We start from the raw sequence: 19,421 nt of genomic DNA, 5'->3' as shown, positions 1-19,421 counted from the left end.
ATGAATAGGTTAGTCAAAGGAATTTGCTGCAGTGTGATTATATTAGTATTTTTCACTGGTTGTAAAATGGATATAAAGGAAATCCAAAATTTAAATTATGCAACGGCGATAGGTGTAGATTATAAGGATGGGAAATACAATATTTATATACAAATGGTTGATTTTAATTCGGTGGCTAAGACAGAAGGAGGTGTCACAAGTCCTCAAGTTTTGGTGTCAGAATCAACTGGGTCAACATTTATTGATGCTTTCTTTGAAGTGTATCAAACCGGGCAGACAAGGTTTGTATGGGCACATATTTCAGCTATTTTACTTAGTGAAGCAGCATTACAAGAAGGGTTTGAACATATTTATGATGGGATTACGAGATATTATGAATTTCGATTAACACCGTGGATTTTTGCAACGAAGGAACCGCTAGAGGATGTATTATCTACTTTTGGCTTCTTTAATCAATCTGCATTAGAAACTCTTTTGCACAATCCAATGAGAATACATGAGCAAAGTTCAATGGTAAGGCCAATAAAATTACATGAATTTGCTAGAGAGGTTTTTGAACCAGGGCGAACAACATATGTACCTTCCTTGGCAATTAATGATACACAATGGTCTAAAAACAATGAAAATGAAGTTAAGTTAGCTCTGGAGGGGGCATATTTCATTCAAAACAAACAATATAAAGGCTTTTATACACTAGAACAATTAGCGGGACTACGCTGGCTAGAACCGGATACCATGCGTGCCTCGATATTGGTTCCTGATAAGGAGAAGCCGGATTTTCTAGCAGTAATTGAAAACCCAAAAACAGAAGTTGTCTTAAAACGCCATAATGAAAAATTTCAATTTGACGTTGTGATGGATGCTGAAGGAAGTGTAGGTAACCTATTAAGTTTGGACCATCTTCAGGAAATGGAGAAGAAAACAGAGGAAAGTATAAGGGAGCAAATGAAAGGTTTATATGAGTTGGGAGTTGAAAATGAAACAGATTTTTTTAATATTGAGCATCAACTATATAGGGAACATAATAAAAATTGGAAAGACGTAACCGAGTTATTTGAAGAGGTTACACTAGCTGATATTACAGTTGATATTAGTTTACTGCATGGTGGAGCATTTAAAAATAAATAGGTGAATTCAGGTGAGTAAACTCGACAAGCCTACATCGCGATTGATTAGCCAATGGCCATTGTTTTTACTAAATAAATATAAGAAAAAGGCGCAAGAAATAAAAAGGAGCTTTCAGTTATTTACGACTGAAGCTCCTTGCCTACTTTATCTACAGTTTTTGCTCACTTTTTATCACTGGAGGCAGTTGTATCTTTTTGGTAGCTATCTTTTGTGAATAGTAGCTATGCAACAGCATCCCTAACATAATAATTAAAATACCTACCATTGCCAATCCGCTTGGTAGAGGGCTTGATAGTAGTAAGACTTCCCCAATAATAACAAATAACACCTGGATAGATTGTGTAGCTTCGACTGCTGCTAATTTTCCATGGTTTTCTCTCACTCTATCAGTTGCTATAAAAAATAATGTGGTTGCGATAACACCAGAACAAATCGCTACAATAAAAGATTGTACGACTTGGTCAGAAGAAGGTGGCCCTACACTGACAATACCGTATGCTCCGATGACTAGCCAAACTGGAATAGTCGCTAGTGTCATACCAAGTACTCGTTGGAACGTATCTAATCTTCCATCGCAAATTTCCATCATTTTTCGGTTTCCTAATGGGTAGGCGAACGCAGCAATAACGACAGGTAGAATACCAACGAGAACCATATTAAGTGTTAAAGCCTCTGCGTGCTGTAATTGAATAAGCAACACACCAACCAATATAAGGAGGGAGATAAAAAGAGCACGAAGCTGAATTTTATGTCTCACCTTCATTGGTCCGTTTTTAGATTGTATCGTTTCAAAAAATAATGGCCCTAACAATACTCCAGCAATAATTGTTAGTTGCCATGTTCCGGCGATGAGCCACCCAGGACCATAAGCCGCTGCATATGTAATAGGGGCATAAAATAGAACGAATCCAACCGTGCTCCATAAGAACCACTGAAAGGGGTGTTTAAGCATTTCTTGAAATACTTGTTTGACGTTTTTTCTGAAAAGAACAATTAGAAATAAGAAGGGAACCATGAAGAGGAATCGTAATGATGAACTCCAAACCCAGCTTCCTCCAGAAAGCTCCATTGAGCGATTTAAAATAAACGTAACGGCAAAAAACATAGATGCTAAGATACCGATTGCTATTTCCTTCAAAGTAGTCACCTCCTATTTTTGACAGTCTCATTATAATCCTTATTCGTAGATAAAATAAATAAACTGCATCTAAATAATCAAATAATTTGAATAAGAACCACAAACTACTCCATTCAGGGAAACATAAAAAAACTCCTGTATCGTCTTTGATACAGGAGTTTTTTTAGTAGAATACTAGTTTATCGGAATAATTATTTGGTAGCCAATAGGTAACTCATACGGGTCTATATTAGGGTTAGCTTCTCGTAAGTCATCTACACTAACACCGTCATATGCATTGGCAATTTCATAATAGGTGTTACCAGGCTGAACTGTGTGATACACGTAATCTTCACCATGTTCATTCCCATTTGTAGCGACTAAAATTTCCGACCCAACGGTTAATTCATAAGGGTTAATCCCTGGATTTAGTCTAATTAATTCGTCTACGGTGACACCATCGTAGGCTTCAGCAATTTCTGCAAGGGTGTTACCTGGTTGAATCACATGTGTTACTACTTCATCATTTGAAGTAGTATCCTCATTAGTAGGAATTGTTAGTTCTACACCAGTTTGAAGTTCATTTGGATGATAATCATTTGCCCCGATTAACTCCTCAACTGATACGTTGTTATAGCCTTGAGCTAGTCCCCAATACGTATCTCCTCTTTCTACTGTTACTGTTTCGGATGCTGATACGCCGATAGCCCCAAAGACTAATCCGACTCCTAGGATAGGTGTGATTATTCTTGTGGCTTTCTTCATGTTTAACTCCTCCTTTAGTAGTAACGGTATATTTATTAGATACCACTTTTGTAGATTTTTAAACATGTTTCGACAGATTACTATTTATCCTGATAAAAAAGGTGTATGTAGTCACTCTTATAGAGGAGTTTCTAACGTTTTTATATTGAATATGAAGAAAATTCTACATTATTGGAAGATAGTATATTATAATGAATTTACAAAATGTTAAATAAACTAGATGTTTAGGTATTATGCGAATTTTGTCATGGTAGTAGTAGATTTCTTAAGTAAAAAACCGAGGAATATGTAGCTAAAGAATAATAATTTACATTAATAGAAAAGGAGCTTTATCCATGTCATTCAGGAAAAATTTATTTACTCAGATTATTGTCATTACAACAGCGCTTATACTACTAGTATCTGCAGTATTAGGAGGAACTAGCTACTGGGTTGCTCAAAAAGAATTAAAAGCTAGCGGTGAAATGAACTTAATGCATCTAGTCGAGACGGCAATTCCTCTCTTGGAACAATTAGATGGTGAGGTGCAAAAGGGAAATTTAACGTTGGAACAAGCTCAAGAGCAAGCTCGGTTACATTTGAATGGTCCACGTACATCTAATAGTGAAGGGTTATTATATGAGTATTCAAAATCACCTTTTACGTATGGTGATGAAGGATACATATTTGCTTATGATTCCCAATCGAGCGTACAAGTTCATCCGTCTCTACCTGTTGGACAGGATATGTCACAGTTTCAAGCTGAAAATGGAAGGTTTCTTGGAGCTGATTTGTATGAAGCGAGTATAAAGCAAGATGTTGGAGAACGATTTTATGAATTTCCATTTCCTAAAACAGGCGAAACACAATCTAGTAATAAAATTGCTTATGCTACATATTTCGAACCGTGGGATTGGTCAGTTATAATAGGTGCCTACGAAGATGAATTTTATGAATCGATTCAGACATTAGGGTTAATCACAATCGTAATTTCGATTTCTACTGTTCTATTAGCTGGAGTTATTATTTATTTCTTGCTGCGAAAGAAGTTGCAAGCTTTAAAAACTGTTACAAAATCTATAACAGAAGTAGCAAATGGTAATTTGACGATGGAAGAGGTTCGTTATAATGGCTTCGATGAGATCGCTCAAACAGCCAAAGCGTTTAACCAAATGACGGGACAACTGAAAACTCTTGTAGAGAATATACAAGGAGTAGGACAACAAACATCTCAAGCCTCTCTTGAGTTATCAGCATTATCAGAAGAAACTTCTGCCTCTAGTGAAGTTATTGGAAGTGCCATTAACGAAATTACAAACGGAGCAGTTACCCAAGCTTCAGATATAGAGAATATGAATGAGGGAACGGCTTCGGTGGCAGATACAATGAAGGAATTAACAAACCAAAATAAAGACATTATCGAAATAACTAATCAAAGTAATCAAGCAATTCAAATCGGTCAATCTCAAGTACTTACGTTACAACAAGCAAACTCTCAGTCTAATAATGCGTTAAATACGATAGAAAAAACCGTCAATCAGTTAAGTATCCGTGTAAATGACATATCAGGAATCGTAACAACCATTCAACAAATTGCTAATCAAACAAATTTACTTGCGCTAAATGCAAGTATAGAGGCAGCAAGAGCGGGAGAACACGGAAAAGGGTTTGCAGTTGTAGCAGACGAAGTACGTAAGCTCGCTGAGGAAACAAACAACGCAACATCTGAAATACAACATATGATTCAATCGATTGAAAATGAGACTCAAATTAGTGTGAGAGAAATGGTGACTACTATGGAAATCTCAAAGAACTTAAATAGTGCAGTTACTGATACAGAAACACAATTTAACACCATTTCAGACACACTAAATAGTATTGTAAAAGCAGTTAATCAGAGTAGCCAAACAATAGCGTCAGTTGATGGCTCCATTCAACATCTACTAACTGGGGTACAAAACATGTCGGCTGTGGCTGAAACAACTTCTGCATCGTCACAGGAAGCAACAGCTTCAGTCCAAGAACAAATAGATGCAATTACTACTATCTCTGAACAGGCAGAATCGTTAAATGAATTAAGTGATGAGTTGAACTCTTTAATTAGACAATTTAAACTTTAATCGTTTTGACTGGCCCCGCTATGATAGTGGAGCCAGTTTTTAAGTGAAGAAAAATGGTTTTCTTAGTATTCTTTGGTTAAATGTAGGGCAACCTGTACATTGTTAATGTGGAGAAAGTCCAAGTTATATGACATTTGTCATATCGGGCACTTGACGTTCATGACTACTTTGAAGCATGAGCTTTTTTTATAATGTAGTTAATTAGTTCTTTCAAGGGGGATAACATGAGTAAACAAAAATTAACCCATTTAAAAAAAGGCATTGAACCTTTTGAGAAATCCGATACAAAATCTAGCGTATTACAAGTATTTAATACAATTATTCCATTTATTTTAGTATGGTTTCTTGCCTACCAAAGTCTTTCAATTTCGATTTGGTTAACACTGGCATGCTCAGTTGTAGCTGCAGGGTTCCTCGTTCGAATCTTTATTATTTTTCATGATTGTTGTCATGGTTCGTTCTTTAAAAATAAAAAAGCAAATAATATCCTCGGTACTATTACCGGTATTTTGACGATATTTCCTTATGAAAAGTGGAAACGTGAGCACTCAATTCATCATGCAACAAGTGGTAACTTAGATAAGCGTGGAACTGGTGATATTTCGATTATGACTGTAGATGAATATGTGAATGCTTCATTTAAGGAAAGACTGTCTTATCGTCTGTATCGTAATCCTTTAGTTATGTTTGGATTAGGGCCAATTTATCTGTTACTTGTTTTAAATCGTATCAACCGTAAAGACCCGACTAAGAAAGAACGATTGAACGTGTATGTAACAAATGTTTCAATTGTTGCTATCTACTCATTATTAATTTGGGCAATTGGCTGGCAGGCGTTTCTTCTTATTCAAGCGCCAATTCTATTTATTTCAGGCTTACTTGGAATTTGGTTATTCTACGTACAGCACCAATTTGAAGATGCTTACTTTGAAGATGAAAAAGAATGGGATTATGTAAAAGCGGCAATCGACGGAAGTTCTTATTATAAACTTCCAAAAGTATTGCAATGGTTTACAGGGAACATTGGCTACCATCATGTTCACCATTTAAGTCCTAAAGTTCCAAACTATAATTTGGAGAAGGTACATGAATCTACTCCTCCGTTACAAGAGGCAACAACAATTACGATCGGCTCAAGCTTAAAAGCGATTCATTTTCGCTTATATGATGAGAAGAATAGGACGTTCGTTAGCTTTAAAGATGTTAAGCATCTGCTTCCTAATTCGAAATCAGATTTGGCAATTAAGAGAAGGCATGCAAGCTTAAAGTAATTAACAGACAGTTGAATAAAATCGCATGGGTTTTCATAAGGGAAATCACATGCGATTTTTTACTTTATAAAAAGGAACGACTTCAGTTCCTTTAATTATAGAAAATGTAATGATTACAGAAGTTGAAGGACAGTGGTTCCGTTAATAGAGTGGAAGAGTGTTGTTTTTGTAAGATTCTCAAGAAATAAAGGATCCTGTGTCAAAATAACGTTCTAAATTAGGGGATTCTTTCGAATAACGAATCCTAAATTCATTCAACAAACACGAGGGTTATTTCATTTCTAGAACGAAAAAATGATAGTGTATGATAAGAGGATACAATCTCTACAACATTATAAGTTAGAGAGAGGGGGCTATTATGCAAAGTTGGTATAACATCTTTCCTAAGAATACAGGACTAAGTATTTACATATGGATAATATTTTGTTTATTGCCATTTTATTTTATCTTTAGGTTATCATCTGCTTTAGAGATTATCTTCGGCATCATCATGATTTTATTATTCTTTGGTTCGTATCGATTATCATTTATTTCTAAAGGAAAGCTTGTCTACCTTTGGGTCGGAATTGAGATGGCGATAAGTATTATAATGACCGTATTTTATGGATACGTATACTTTGCTCTTTTCTTAGCATTTTTTATAGGAAATATTGAAAGTAAAGTCGGCTTTTTCTCACTTTATATAGTCCACCTTTTAACTACGACCCTAGCTGTAACAATGGGATTTTTTACACAAACTGAGTTGTTTTTCTCTCAGTTCCCATTCATTATACTATCGGTTATAGGTGTCATTCTCTTACCGATTAACTCGTATAATAGAAACAAGCGTGAAAAGCTTGAAGGACAATTAGAGGACGCAAATAAAAAAATTTCTCAACTGATCGTAATAGAAGAACGCCAGCGGATTGCAAGAGATTTACATGATACATTAGGTCAGAAATTATCATTAATTGGCTTGAAAAGTGATTTGGCCAGAAAGCTCGTTGATATTAATCCAGATTCGGCAAAAGTCGAAATAACGGATATACACCAAACAGCAAGAACTGCTTTAAAAGAAGTTCGTGAGCTAGTATCAGATATGCGGGGCGTTCGTTTAGACGAGGAAGTTATTCATATACAGCAAATTTTGAAAGCTGCGGAAATTGAATTAGAAATAGAGGGTAGTGCGAATTTAACAAATACTCCTTTATTAGTCGAGAATGTTGTTAGTATGTGCTTGAAAGAGGCAGTTACAAATGTTGTAAAGCATAGTAAGTCAACAGCTTGTAAGATAGTAATCAACGACTCTACTGAAGAATTACAACTACTCGTCCAAGATAATGGAATAGGTATTTCAGATTATAATAGAGGAAATGGTCTACGAGGGATAAGAGAACGATTAGAGTTTGTAAATGGAAGCTTAGATATTATTAATTCAAATGGAACGACTCTCGATATTCGGGTTCCGAATATTATTCAACAAATGAACAAATAAGATAGGAGGAGGGATTGAGTTGATTCGAATTGTCATTGCCGAGGACCAGAGAATGCTGCTTGGAGCACTTGGTTCTTTACTCGACTTGGAAGATGATATGGAAGTGGTCGGTAAAGCAAGAAACGGGGAGGAGGCATTAGCTCTAGTTAAGCAACACAAGCCTCATATTTGTATTATGGATATAGAAATGCCAATTAAAAGTGGCCTAGATGCGGCTGAAGAACTTATTCATGACCCATGTAAAGTCATTATTTTAACTACGTTTGCACGAGCAGGCTATTTTGAACGTGCTCGAAAAGCAGAGGTCAGCGGATATTTACTTAAGGACAGTCCGAGTGAGGAGCTAGCGAACTCGATTCGTATTATTATGGATGGAAGACGAGTGTATGCACCTGAATTAGTCGACTTAGCATATAGCAATAATGAAAACCCTCTGACTAAACGAGAAATGCAAGTAATTGAGCTTATTGCTGGAGGGAAGAGCACAAATGAAATTGCCGACGAACTTGAACTTACCAATGGTACAGTCCGAAATTATATATCTGTTATTTTAGATAAATTAGATGTAGGGAATCGTATTGAAGCTATTTCTCGATTTAAGGAGAAAGGTTGGTTTAAGTAGATTATAATATATATATTAACGTAATTAACCCCATCAAGTGCCTTTTATATGGCTACTGGATGGGGTTAGGTCGTTGCTACGACGGCGACATCATCATTCATCATTACTACCTCGTCTCTTTATTTAGTTATCTTACTTGGGCACGGAGTAAGTCAGCTTGTTCTTCAGTAATTGATTTTTTAAAATCAGCATAGCGAATTCGTACTTCAATTCCATGTCTTTCACATTGCGAAATATAGCAGTTCCAAGCATCGTAAAATCTATCCATTGGGCTCATTAATAATACCTCCGTTTGTTATCTGTTTTATAACAGTTTTTGTTTGTTGTTTATAATATATAACACAGTGAGGTTTGTGTCAATTAAAATATCTAATTTATCAGAAAATCTATTGTGAAGTGGATGGATGTAATAAACAGATTGTACAGTGAATATGTACGATCTATAATTGACACAGTAATGTTATTTTAGTGAGGAAGTAGACGATACGATGAAAACAAAGCGTTTTAAAAAGTTTTATATTGAAATCACAAGTATTTGTAATCTTGCTTGTAGCTTCTGTCCGCCAACTAAGCGAGCATATAAGTTTATAGAAGTAGATGCTTTTCGTAATATTTTAGATCAAATTAAGCCATATACGGATTATATCTATTTACATGTTAAAGGAGAGCCCCTTCTCCATACGAAAATAGATGAGCTGTTGGATATAAGTCATGAAAAGGGATTCAAAGTCAATATCACATCAAATGGAACGTTAATTAATAAAGCGAAACATAAAATCTTAAAGCCAGCTTTGAGACAGGTAAACTTCTCTCTTCATAGTTTTGATGGTCATGAGGGATCCACTGATAAGGAAGGCTATATCGGGAATATTCTTTCTTTTGTAAGGGAAGCAACGACTAATACCGATACGATAATTTCATTGAGACTGTGGAATTTAGGTACTGACAATGCTACAAATCAACAGAAAAAGAGAAATCGTGAAGTTCTTGAAATGATTGAAAAAGAGTTTGAACTTGACTTTTTTATTGAAGAAAAGGTTGTTCCTGGAAGTGGAATCAAACTAGCGGACCAAGTCTATTTAAATCAAGACCATGAATTTCAATGGCCGGCGCTTCATGAAGAAGAGGATAACGGACCAGGATTTTGTCATGGATTACGAAACCAAGCAGGTATATTAGTAGATGGAACAGTAATTCCATGCTGTCTTGATGGTGAAGGGGTAATTGACCTTGGGAATATTAACAATGATGACTTTTCTGTTATCATCGATGGTGAGCGAGCAACTAATATTGTAGAAGGCTTTTCGAGAAGAGAAGTTGTAGAAGAACTATGTAGAAAATGTGGCTATAGAAAACGTTTTAATGAGTAGGCAATACAATAACAAAAGCATCTGCAGTTAGGAGATTACTATGACAACTTATAAATCTGATATTGAAATAGCACAGGAAGCTAAAATGAAACCAATTAGCGAAATCGCATCCATGCTCTCATTAACGAATGATGAGTGGGAGCCTTATGGAAAATATAAAGCAAAGGTTTCATTAGATGTAATGGAGCGATTAAAATCGAAGAAAGATGGGAAAGTTGTTCTTGTTACTGCGATAAATCCTACTCCGGCTGGTGAGGGGAAGTCTACCGTTGTTGTAGGTCTAGGTCAAGCAATGAATAAAATCGGAAAAAATGCAGTAGTGGCATTACGTGAACCATCTTTAGGTCCAACAATGGGAATTAAAGGTGGAGCATGTGGTGGTGGTTATTCGCAGGTTGTACCTATGGAGGATATTAACTTACATTTTACTGGAGATATCCATGCAATTACGACGGCAAATAATGCCCTAGCTGCTTTTATTGATAATCACATATTTCAAGGAAACGAATTACAAATTGATCCTAGAAGAATTACTTGGAAACGAGCTGTCGATTTAAATGATAGAGCATTAAGAAATGTTGTTGTTGGCTTAGGAGGAACAAAGCATGGCATGCCTCGAGAAGACGGTTTCAACATTACAGTCGCTTCGGAAATTATGGCGATTCTTTGTTTAGCTACTGATTTAGCAGACTTGAAAAAGAGACTTTCTAACATTGTATTTGGCTACAATTACAACAACGAGCCTGTTACTGTTGCAGACTTACAAGTGGAGGGAGCGTTAACTCTTTTATTAAAAGAGGCGCTTAAGCCAAACCTTGTTCAAACATTAGAAAACACACCGGCGATTATCCACGGAGGACCATTTGCAAATATTGCTCACGGTTGCAACAGTGTTATCGCAACGAAGATAGCAAGTAAGCTAGGAGATTATGTAATTACTGAAGCTGGTTTTGGTGCTGATCTTGGGGCAGAGAAATTCTTAAATATAAAAACCCGTGCAGGTGGTATTACACCTGAGGCGGTTGTAATCGTTGCAACGATTAGAGCACTTAAAATGCACGGTGGAGTAGAAAAAAGTAACTTAACTGAAGAGAACCTAGAAGCACTTGCTAATGGAATGGAAAACTTAGAAAAGCATATAGAAACAATTCAAGCATTCGGTGTTCCTTTTGTTGTGTCAATTAATCGATTTGTCACAGATTCAGACGCAGAAGTGGCATACATTGGAGACTGGTGTAAAGAAAGAGGAATTGAAGTAGCTCTATCTAATGTGTGGGAGCTAGGAGGCCAGGGAGGCATAACACTAGCCGAAAAAGTAATTAAAGTTATAGAGGCGAAGGAAAATCAATTCTCTCATCTATATGATTTACAGTCCACACTAGTTGAAAAAATTGAAACAATCGCAAAGGTTGTCTACGGTGCTAATGGTGTCGAGTTCTCAACGGATGCGAATAAGCAAATTAAAGAGTTTACCGATAATGGCTGGGGTGAGTTACCAGTTTGTATGGCAAAAACGCAGAAATCGTTATCAGATAACCCATTATTATTAGGTAGACCAAAAGATTTTACAATTACGATTAGAGAGCTAAGACCATCAATCGGTGCTGGTTTTATCGTTGCCTTAACAGGAGACGTAATGACGATGCCTGGTCTTCCAAAAAAGCCGGCTGCATTAGCAATGGATGTAGATGCAGATGGAAAAGCACTAGGTCTATTTTAGTTTAAACGAAGGAAGCTTGAGGAAATTGTCCTCAAGCTTTTTTTGACGTTATATTTGCAAAATCCTCATTATATTTACGTTTCGACAATACTAAACAAAATTTGCTAACTTGATTCTTCTAAATGCATTTCCAGAAATTCCGTTTTCCCACACTTTTTTAAAATAATCTCCAGACTTGTCTCATACTTATTTAGTAATGCTGTTTCGATAAGGGGAGTCAAGATGAAGACATTTTATAAGGGAGCACTGTTGTTAGTTATCGCGGCATTCATCGGAGAGTGTCTTGAATTCTTTATTAATATGGTACTAGCTAGGGAGTTAGGTGAGGAAGGGCTAGGGCTCTATATGTCTATTTTTCCATCAATCATCTTTATAGCTGTTTTGGCTAGTATGGAGTTACCGATTTCGATTTCTAAATTTATCGCAGAAAAGGACAAGAAGTACCATCGCAGTATGCTACAACATGCGGTTCGGTTTGTGTTAGCTTTTACAGCTATATTTGTTGTTGCTGCTGTTTTTGTTTTACCACAGTTACCGATATTTGATCGCTATCATCCGCTAATTCAGTGGCTTGTTATTTTGCTAATCCCGATGATTTCCTTTTCATCAATTGCTAGAGGCTATTTAATGGGCTCACATGAAATGGGTAAAATTGCCTTTGCGGGCTTTTTACGAAAAGCGGTGCAGCTTGCTTTATTAGTTGTTGTTTATCAGTTCTTTCAATTTGAACAAGAAGTATCTATTCTTATTTCTTTATGTACGCTAGTAGCGAGTGAATTGGTGATGGTCGTTTATATCATTTCAGTATTTTTTACTAAAGTTCAAAAGTTAAAGTATACACCAAGTGCGATGATGAGTGGGAAAAAGGTAAGGGAACATCTATTAGCGGTATCTGTACCATACACAGGATTACGAATTTTCCATGCGGCAACATTTGCGATAAAACCATTTTTAATATCATTCGCATTGATGCGTGCTGGGTTAACGGAGTCTCTGGCTTTAATTCAGTACGGAAAGCTTGCAGGGGTAGCCTTTACCATAGGTTTCTTCCCTGCCTTTATTGCCCATTCTTTATTAATTGTGTTAATACCAACAGTTTCAGAAGCATACGCAAAGGGAGATTTACCAAAGCTACAAAATCTCTTACGGCAAGTGATGCTACTGACGCTAGCATATGGGGTACCATCGGTGCTAATCTTTTATTTCTATGCGGAACCTTTAACAAGTCTATTCTTTGAGGCATCACCGGCAATTGGTTATTTACAAATATTAGTTCCATATTTCTTTTTTCACTTTTTTGTTATTCCAATGCAAGCCTATTTAATTGGGCTAGGGCTTGTAAAAGAAGCGTTCTTCCATTCTGTTTGGTCAACATTTGTTTCCTTTGTCCTGATGTTTGTATTAGGTTCAATGGAGCAACTGCAAATGAACGGAATTATTCTAGGGATGAACACTGGTGTAGTTGTGTTAACGTTCATGCACTATTTAACAATCTGTAAGAAGATTGGTGTGTCTGTGACGTTAAGACCCTACTAATCTTTTGTTTACAATATTCGTGAACAAGGGTAATAATTGTATTAAAAAAGTAGGTGTACGTCGTGAGTTCTAACGTTACATTGTGGCTAACAGAAATTAATAAGCTTAAGAGGGGAGATATAACTCTTCATCCTATTTACCGACCAGATGGTTATTTACTTATTAACCGCTATAAATCAATTACAGAATCAGTATTGAAGCATCTAGAAAAACAAGTAGGATCATCAGCTCCAATTATTATAGTAAAAACAGATAAAGAACTAGAGATATTTGAAAATGAAAAACTATATAATTCACCAGATTTTTTACAAAAGTTACATCAGGTCACGACATTCTATTGCGAGAAATTAGCATTTCCTGTAAAAGAAGCTGTTTACTATGATAATAGAATAGTCACTAAGGAAGCACCTAAAGTACAAGCGGAGGAAGAAAAGGAAACAGGCCAAGCTGAAGCAATAAAACCGCTGTTTCTATCACCATTATGGTCAATATTTGAGGAAAAGATAGAGTCAACTTATTTTAAAGAACGTGTGAAAAAAGTACAAAATAAACTCCTTAAGAGATTAATAACAGATAGGCAACTGGTTAGTTTAACTAAGCAAATGAAGGATTATCATGATGGACTTTATATCCATGCGATCAACACAACAACTATTTCGATCTTATTAGGTTTATCGATAGAGCTAACGGATGATGAATTATTAGATTTGGCGATTGCGACGCTTTTTGCAGATAGTGGTTTTGTGAATATGAAGCGAGATAACTTTGTGCAGTATTTAAACACTGGTAGGAATAAGGGTGCGATGGTTAACGAGCATATTAGAGAATCTATTAAATTAATTAGCTCATCTAATAATGGGAATAAGAAAACAATTATTCAAGCAATTCTTGATCATCATGAATATGTTGATGGTACAGGAATGCCAAATAGAAAGAAGAAAGAGCAGATTAGTTTGTTTGGACGAATTATTACTATAGCCCAAGCTTATGATGAAAAATTGGGTGGGTATTTAGCTGAAACTAGCTTAGATGAAATGAAAGCTCGACAGTTTATTTGGGATAGAAAAGGAATGCAATTCGATGAGTCGATTATTAAAGCATTTGTATTCCGGATGACGTTGTATCGCTTGGGACAGACAATTCGCTTACCGAAAGAGAAAAAAGGAATGATTATTGGCTTCACTAATTTTGCCGAAGAACCAGTACGACCTAAAGTTCGTCTTACAACTGGAGAAGTAGTGGACTTTTATCATTTAAAGTAAAGAAGTCAGGAGGGAAGAGATGTCGATAACGCTACGTGGTCATCATTTATTATGTATTCATGGATTTCAAGGGATGGGCTACAGCCCTGAGTTTATTCGTAAAATGGGACAAATCGTCTCAGATGTAAAAGATAGAGAGAAGAATTTTGATATTAGAGTAGTAGCTAGTTTAGATGAAGCATGCATGACATGCCCTCATCATGGGGTTAATAAATGTGAATCGAGTATTGGAGCCGATGAGCGAATTGTTGCGATGGACGATAGGGTACTTTCTCATATTGGGATTAAGCCGAATGAGAGCTATGATAAGCAATCTCTGATTCAACTGACTGCTGAAAGGGTAAATCCGAATGATCTAGACGTCCTATGTAGGGATTGCTCCTGGCTAAGCTATGGAGTTTGTAAATCTGGAATAAGTGAACTACAAAAGTCTTTCAATAATCTGACCAGTAGTCAAAAGGAAAAAACTAACCTTTAATATCATATAAATGTCCCTTTCTTTCATACAAATAAGAGAGCTAAAGATTTCTCTAATAGGTAAAAACGAAAAGGGATGATAACTTGAATATTAGAGTAAGGCAAGGAGATAGCTTTTGGTATTACAGTCAGTTGTTTCAAGTGCCTGTGACACTTATCGTTGATTCAAATCCAGATGTTAACCCTAATGCATTACAAATTGGTCAAGTGGTGAGCATTCCTGGCCATTTTATTAGCTTTTATCAAGTACAGCCTGGTGAATCTTTTTGGAGAATAGCAAATGAGAGAGGAATTTCTGTTGATGCGCTAATGGCAGTAAATCCTACCGTTAGCCCTTACGCTTTGCAAATAGGGCAACAAATTAATATTCCTGTACGTGTTGTTAATCCAATCGTTGTAGGCAAACGAGCATATAGTTATTCAGATATGGTACGAGAGATAAATCAATTAACGGAGATATATCCTTTTATTACAACAAGGATTATTGGAAACTCTGTCATGGGAAAAGATCTTATTGAGCTTCAGATAGGAAGAGGAAATAAACGAGTCCATATGAATGGTTCTTTTCATGCTCATGAGTGGATTACAACACCTATTTTAATGCAGACGTTAAATGAATATCTTCTTTCGTTAACGAATCAAGGTTCAATCCGAGGATTATTTATGCCACCATACTATGATTCTGTAACATTATCAATCGTTCCAATGGTCAATCCAGATGGTGTAGATTTACTAGTGGAAGGTCTTCCAGAAGAACCTTATAGAAGTACAGTATTAGCAATTAATGATGGAAGCACTGATTTCTCTGATTGGAAAGCAAATATTAGAGGAGTAGACCTTAATAATCAGTACCCTGCCCTTTGGGAGGAGGAAGCGGAGAGGAAGCCTTCTTCACCAGCTCCAAGAGACTTCCCAGGATACGCTCCTTTAACTGAGCCGGAAGCAGTTGCGATGGCTGAATTAGCGGAGGAGAGTGGCTTTGACCGAGTACTTGCGTATCATACTCAAGGAAGTGTAATTTACTGGGGATTCCAAGGACTAGAGCCACCAATCGCTGAAGATATAGTAAGTGAATTTGCAAGAGTAAGTGGATATTGGCCGATTCGTTACGTCGATAGTTTTGCAGGCTATAAGGATTGGATTATACAAGAATGGCAAATACCTGCGTATACAGTTGAGTTAGGAAGAGGAGTAAATCCACTTCCTATATCTCAATTTGACACAATTTATCAGCAAAATCTGGGAATTTTTTTGGCTAGCTTGTATATGTGAAGTGAGTGAATAAAGAAAAAGTTAAGCTTAGTCAGAGAGGGCGATGGCTTCGTTCGCTGTGCGCCGTTTAGGAGAAAACCACTCCTAGACGGCTTAAAACATGACAGCGACTTCACTCATCGCTTTAAAGCAAACTTTCCTTGTGTCAGTTTGCTCTTTCTATATACTCAAATAAAAACGATTGTCCGTTTCGGTAGAATCTTGGGTCGTATACGCCGAGTGTGTCGTCTTCGTCTACGATGACGACAAATGGGGACCATTCATATAAGGTTCTTGCTTCTGGGCGTTGTTCAAATAATTCTTCTAGATTCGTATCTTCAGCGGAAGTTAGTAAATACTGTTGCTCTTCGTAACCAAATAGATTTGTGCTTAGTATTTCTATTTCATTTTCCTCTTTACCGATAACAGTAAAATGCCAAGGGATGAAGCTTGCTGATAATGTATGTTGTTCATATTGGTCAGTATATTTATGATAGATGACATATCCCTGAGCTGATTGGATAAGAACGTGTAATGCAATGGCAATTCCTACATAGCGGTATACGCGGTAAGTTGAGTTTTTATTTAATCGTCTCACTAAAAAGCCAGTAAGAATAATAGCCCAAATTACTAAGTCAACAATCGGTAGTGTACCAAAGGTTATGCGAATTGAGGAAAGTGGTTCAAAATAGCCAGTTCCCCACGCATTAAAAAGGTCGATTGTGCTATGTATAAATACAGCTAACAAACCTACATAAAATAGGCGTCTATCTTTTACTCCAAATAAAATGTAGCAAAGAAATACAAGAAGCAGTGCCCAGACAGGTACCATGAAAAGTGAATGTGTTACTCCACGATGCCACATTTGGTAATTTCCTTCTGTATCCCAAAGTTGAGAGATAACATCAATATCTGGTAAATGACTTCCAACTACTGCCGTTAAAAAAAAGGCTTTTTTTGTTTTTGGAGTCATCTCCTTTTTATCAATTGCTCCGTAAATTGTTAAGCCAAAAAGTGTGTGTGTGACTGAATCCATAGTATAACCCCTTATAAATAGTAAATGACGATATGATTTTACCACTTATAAGTAAGGAATCCCAAAAATTCAAACTGAAGCTTATAATTGTTTATGCCAGCTTCTGTTGAAAAGTGTCCTTTTTATGAAAGCTTACTAACAAAAAACTACTATCGAAAAATTTAAACTATAATGGTTTTAGTAGTAAAATTTACATATGCTGAACATACTAGAAGCTACAACAATAATGGGGTGGAGTATCGTGTATTCAAAAGAGCAAGTACTTCAAGAAGCAGTACAGTTCATTATGACTTGTTATGCCGAGCTTGGAAAAGGTTCAAAAGAGACAGAACAGCGATTATCTGAAGTGAAATCTCAAATAAATGATAGTGGCTTTTATGAGCATACAAATGAAGAGTTAGAGCACGGAGCAAAGATGGCGTGGCGAAATAGTAATCGATGCATTGGTCGATTATTTTGGGATACATTACATATTTTAGATGAACGTGCGCTTGAAACGGAAGAGGAAATGGCACAAGCACTCATTCGACATATTGAATATGCAACAAATAATGGTAAGATTTTACCGACAATTACAATATTAAAGCCAGCAACAAAAAAGCGAGTACGGATATGGAATTATCAGCTCATTCGATACGCAGGATACGAAACAAACCATGGAATTATAGGTGATCCTGGTTCGATTGAATTCACAAATGTTTGTAGGGAGTTAGGGTGGGAAGGAGAGAGAACTCATTTTGACATTCTTCCACTAGTAATAGAGATTGAGGGTAAGGAGCCAAAGTTCTTTGAGATTCCAAAGGAAATAGTTTTAGAGGTAGAAATTCGTCATCCTGAAATTGCTAGCTTTGAGGATTTACATCTAAAGTGGTACGCTGTTCCGATCGTATCGGAAATGATGCTTGAAATTGGTGGAATACAGTACACAGCAGCACCTTTCAATGGTTGGTATATGGGAACAGAAATCGGTGCGAGAAATTTTGCAGATACGGACAGATATAATATGCTACCAAAAGTCGCATCAATTATGGGGATTGACTCTAGTCGAGAATCAACTTTGTGGAGAGATAAAGCATTAGTAGAATTAAATATGGCGGTTCTGCACTCTTTTAAAGAAGATGGTGTAAGTATTGTCGATCATCATACAGCAGCTAATCAGTTTAAGCATTTTGAGGAAAGAGAAGAGAAGTGTAACCGGCATGTAACAGGAGATTGGACATGGCTTATTCCGCCAGTTTCTCCTGCAACAACTCATATTTTTCATAAACCATATGAAAATGAAACAATGAAACCGAATTACTTTTATCAAGACAAACACTTTCTAAAAAGCAAATGACCATAACGGAGGATAGGGATGTGTATCCTTATCCTCCGTTACAGAATTTTGGACTGATTTGTCAAACTATTTGGAAGAAAATGTTGAATGATCATCAATATATGTTAAAAGCAGTTCAAATCTAGTAAATAGTCAATATAGAGTAGGAGAAACATATGAGAATTTTAATAGCGACAGATGATTCCAAATATGTATATAAAGCATTTGACTTTGTTAAACAGCATTTTCTCGTTTCTTTACCATCACTTCATTTCGTTCATATTATACCTGAATCAGAGGATTTAATGAAAATATATCCTAATATTAGAGAGCATTTAGTAAAGCAAGGCTCTCAAATAATTGAAAAGAGTATCAAATATTTCGCTGATTATCCGATTGAGAAAGTTGGGAAGGTTCTAGAAGGTGAACCTAAATATGAAATTATAAATTATGCGGCAAACGAGGAGATTGATTTAATTGTCATAGGGTGCCGTGGCTTATCTGATTATAATTCATATGCTATGGGGAGTGTAAGTCTCGGAGTTATGAACCTATCAAAAATTCCAGTGATGGTTATTAATTAAAAGAAAGGTAGTATTGCGATGACAATGTTGAAAAAGGTGTGTTGTAGTTGTTTACATCTCTCATTCTCTCCTGCTTATGATAAACATAACTGGAATTGTCCCCATTGTGGTAAAGATATTTCAAAGGTTCCAGAATTAGCAGAGGAAGCAGAAATTGATGAGGAATATTTAAAGCTAGTAATAGAATGCAGAAAAGGTCAAGAAGTATAAAATGTGAATGGGATAGGAGAAAACTAATTAAGTTTTCTCTATTCTTTTTTTAGGAAAATAAAAAATACTTAAGTTATGGATAAGTGAAAGCTTATTCAAAGAAGGGCAATGGCTCCGCACATTGCTTTAAACAAAAGACCGCTTAGCGGTTTTTTTTCTTTTAGTAAAACGTTTCTAAGCTGTT

The 19,421-nt window shown here is 36.2% G+C and carries 18 protein-coding genes; 14 read left to right on the top strand and 4 right to left on the bottom strand.

The window, feature by feature from the left end; translation table 11 throughout:
- The gene (locus CD003_RS14045) at window positions 1-1,128 is read left to right on the top strand and encodes a Ger(x)C family spore germination protein (RefSeq protein WP_096201709.1); all 1,128 of its coding nucleotides are present in this window, start codon (window positions 1-3) and stop codon (window positions 1,126-1,128) included.
- Window positions 1,129-1,276: 148 nt separating this feature from the next.
- Here CD003_RS14045 and CD003_RS14040 read toward each other — a convergent pair whose 3' ends face one another.
- Both CD003_RS14040 and CD003_RS14035 read right to left on the bottom strand, forming a co-directional pair.
- Window positions 1,277-2,266 (bottom strand): DMT family transporter, encoded by a 990-nt coding sequence (locus tag CD003_RS14040; protein WP_096201708.1) that lies wholly within the window; start codon window positions 2,264-2,266, stop codon window positions 1,277-1,279.
- A 174-nt stretch (window positions 2,267-2,440) separates the two neighbouring features.
- The gene (locus tag CD003_RS14035; protein ID WP_179295558.1) at window positions 2,441-3,010 is read right to left on the bottom strand and encodes a LysM peptidoglycan-binding domain-containing protein; all 570 of its coding nucleotides are present in this window, start codon (window positions 3,008-3,010) and stop codon (window positions 2,441-2,443) included.
- A gap of 335 nt (window positions 3,011-3,345) precedes the next feature.
- On the opposite strand from CD003_RS14035, the gene CD003_RS14030 reads away from it, so the two are divergent.
- From CD003_RS14030 to CD003_RS14015, 4 genes are all read left to right on the top strand, one after another.
- Window positions 3,346-5,109 carry a methyl-accepting chemotaxis protein gene (locus tag CD003_RS14030; protein WP_096201706.1) on the top strand — a complete coding sequence of 588 codons (1,764 nt, stop codon included), beginning with the start codon at window positions 3,346-3,348 and terminating at the stop codon, window positions 5,107-5,109.
- A 224-nt stretch (window positions 5,110-5,333) separates the two neighbouring features.
- Complete coding sequence (locus tag CD003_RS14025) at window positions 5,334-6,380, top strand: fatty acid desaturase (protein WP_096201705.1); 1,047 nt, start codon at window positions 5,334-5,336, stop codon at window positions 6,378-6,380.
- A 358-nt stretch (window positions 6,381-6,738) separates the two neighbouring features.
- The gene (locus CD003_RS14020) at window positions 6,739-7,854 is read left to right on the top strand and encodes a sensor histidine kinase (RefSeq protein WP_096201704.1); all 1,116 of its coding nucleotides are present in this window, start codon (window positions 6,739-6,741) and stop codon (window positions 7,852-7,854) included.
- Window positions 7,855-7,873: 19 nt separating this feature from the next.
- Entirely contained in the window at window positions 7,874-8,476 is a 603-nt protein-coding gene (locus CD003_RS14015; protein WP_096201703.1) for a response regulator transcription factor, read from the top strand.
- Window positions 8,477-8,603: 127 nt separating this feature from the next.
- Here CD003_RS14015 and CD003_RS21935 read toward each other — a convergent pair whose 3' ends face one another.
- On the bottom strand, window positions 8,604-8,753 hold the full coding sequence (locus CD003_RS21935; RefSeq protein ID WP_179295557.1) for a hypothetical protein: 150 nt from the start codon (window positions 8,751-8,753) through the stop codon (window positions 8,604-8,606).
- Between the two features lie 211 nt (window positions 8,754-8,964).
- Here CD003_RS21935 and CD003_RS14010 point away from each other — a divergent pair, with 211 nt between their 5' ends.
- From CD003_RS14010 to CD003_RS13985, 6 genes are all read left to right on the top strand, one after another.
- A complete protein-coding gene (locus CD003_RS14010; protein ID WP_096201702.1) occupies window positions 8,965-9,846 on the top strand; it encodes a radical SAM/SPASM domain-containing protein in 882 nt (293 codons plus the stop codon).
- A gap of 40 nt (window positions 9,847-9,886) precedes the next feature.
- On the top strand, window positions 9,887-11,566 hold the full coding sequence (locus tag CD003_RS14005; protein ID WP_096201701.1) for a formate--tetrahydrofolate ligase: 1,680 nt from the start codon (window positions 9,887-9,889) through the stop codon (window positions 11,564-11,566).
- A 222-nt stretch (window positions 11,567-11,788) separates the two neighbouring features.
- Window positions 11,789-13,102, top strand: coding sequence for a polysaccharide biosynthesis protein (locus tag CD003_RS14000; protein WP_096201700.1), 1,314 nt, complete (start codon window positions 11,789-11,791; stop codon window positions 13,100-13,102).
- Between the two features lie 62 nt (window positions 13,103-13,164).
- Complete coding sequence (locus CD003_RS13995; protein ID WP_096201699.1) at window positions 13,165-14,364, top strand: HD-GYP domain-containing protein; 1,200 nt, start codon at window positions 13,165-13,167, stop codon at window positions 14,362-14,364.
- A gap of 19 nt (window positions 14,365-14,383) precedes the next feature.
- Window positions 14,384-14,842: a DUF1284 domain-containing protein gene (locus CD003_RS13990; protein ID WP_096201698.1), complete on the top strand. Its 459-nt coding sequence runs from the start codon at window positions 14,384-14,386 to the stop codon at window positions 14,840-14,842.
- Between the two features lie 83 nt (window positions 14,843-14,925).
- Window positions 14,926-16,113 (top strand): M14 family metallopeptidase, encoded by a 1,188-nt coding sequence (locus CD003_RS13985; protein WP_096201697.1) that lies wholly within the window; start codon window positions 14,926-14,928, stop codon window positions 16,111-16,113.
- Between the two features lie 145 nt (window positions 16,114-16,258).
- Here CD003_RS13985 and CD003_RS13980 read toward each other — a convergent pair whose 3' ends face one another.
- Window positions 16,259-17,128 (bottom strand): metal-dependent hydrolase, encoded by an 870-nt coding sequence (locus CD003_RS13980; protein ID WP_096201696.1) that lies wholly within the window; start codon window positions 17,126-17,128, stop codon window positions 16,259-16,261.
- Between the two features lie 226 nt (window positions 17,129-17,354).
- Here CD003_RS13980 and CD003_RS13975 point away from each other — a divergent pair, with 226 nt between their 5' ends.
- The 3 genes from CD003_RS13975 (at window position 17,355) to CD003_RS13965 (ending at window position 19,237) form a co-directional block, all read left to right on the top strand.
- Window positions 17,355-18,464: a nitric oxide synthase oxygenase gene (locus tag CD003_RS13975; protein WP_096201695.1), complete on the top strand. Its 1,110-nt coding sequence runs from the start codon at window positions 17,355-17,357 to the stop codon at window positions 18,462-18,464.
- A 155-nt stretch (window positions 18,465-18,619) separates the two neighbouring features.
- Window positions 18,620-19,027 carry a universal stress protein gene (locus CD003_RS13970; protein WP_096201694.1) on the top strand — a complete coding sequence of 136 codons (408 nt, stop codon included), beginning with the start codon at window positions 18,620-18,622 and terminating at the stop codon, window positions 19,025-19,027.
- A gap of 18 nt (window positions 19,028-19,045) precedes the next feature.
- Entirely contained in the window at window positions 19,046-19,237 is a 192-nt protein-coding gene (locus CD003_RS13965; RefSeq protein WP_096201693.1) for a hypothetical protein, read from the top strand.
- The last annotated feature ends 184 nt before the right edge of the window (window positions 19,238-19,421 follow it).

The organism is Bacillus sp. FJAT-45350 (genome assembly GCF_002335805.1).
Lineage (GTDB): Bacteria > Bacillota > Bacilli > Bacillales > NISU01 > FJAT-45350.
Note: the sequence above shows the minus strand (reverse complement) of the source record. Positions and strands in the feature narration are given on the sequence as shown.

What these genes read in the sequence shown, in the direction of transcription:
- CD003_RS14000 (WP_096201700.1), top strand. Translation starts at nt 11,789, where the DNA reads ATGAAGACATTTTATAAGGGAGCACTGTTGTTAGTTATCGCGGCATTC.
- CD003_RS13990 (WP_096201698.1), top strand. Translation starts at nt 14,384, where the DNA reads ATGTCGATAACGCTACGTGGTCATCATTTATTATGTATTCATGGATTT.
- CD003_RS14045 (WP_096201709.1), top strand. Translation starts at nt 1, where the DNA reads ATGAATAGGTTAGTCAAAGGAATTTGCTGCAGTGTGATTATATTAGTA.
- CD003_RS14005 (WP_096201701.1), top strand. Translation starts at nt 9,887, where the DNA reads ATGACAACTTATAAATCTGATATTGAAATAGCACAGGAAGCTAAAATG.
- CD003_RS21935 (WP_179295557.1), bottom strand. Translation starts at nt 8,753, where the DNA reads ATGAGCCCAATGGATAGATTTTACGATGCTTGGAACTGCTATATTTCG.
- CD003_RS14030 (WP_096201706.1), top strand. Translation starts at nt 3,346, where the DNA reads ATGTCATTCAGGAAAAATTTATTTACTCAGATTATTGTCATTACAACA.
- CD003_RS13965 (WP_096201693.1), top strand. Translation starts at nt 19,046, where the DNA reads ATGACAATGTTGAAAAAGGTGTGTTGTAGTTGTTTACATCTCTCATTC.
- CD003_RS13980 (WP_096201696.1), bottom strand. Translation starts at nt 17,128, where the DNA reads ATGGATTCAGTCACACACACACTTTTTGGCTTAACAATTTACGGAGCA.
- CD003_RS14025 (WP_096201705.1), top strand. Translation starts at nt 5,334, where the DNA reads ATGAGTAAACAAAAATTAACCCATTTAAAAAAAGGCATTGAACCTTTT.
- CD003_RS13975 (WP_096201695.1), top strand. Translation starts at nt 17,355, where the DNA reads ATGGGGTGGAGTATCGTGTATTCAAAAGAGCAAGTACTTCAAGAAGCA.
- CD003_RS14010 (WP_096201702.1), top strand. Translation starts at nt 8,965, where the DNA reads ATGAAAACAAAGCGTTTTAAAAAGTTTTATATTGAAATCACAAGTATT.
- CD003_RS14020 (WP_096201704.1), top strand. Translation starts at nt 6,739, where the DNA reads ATGCAAAGTTGGTATAACATCTTTCCTAAGAATACAGGACTAAGTATT.
- CD003_RS14035 (WP_179295558.1), bottom strand. Translation starts at nt 3,010, where the DNA reads ATGAAGAAAGCCACAAGAATAATCACACCTATCCTAGGAGTCGGATTA.
- CD003_RS13970 (WP_096201694.1), top strand. Translation starts at nt 18,620, where the DNA reads ATGAGAATTTTAATAGCGACAGATGATTCCAAATATGTATATAAAGCA.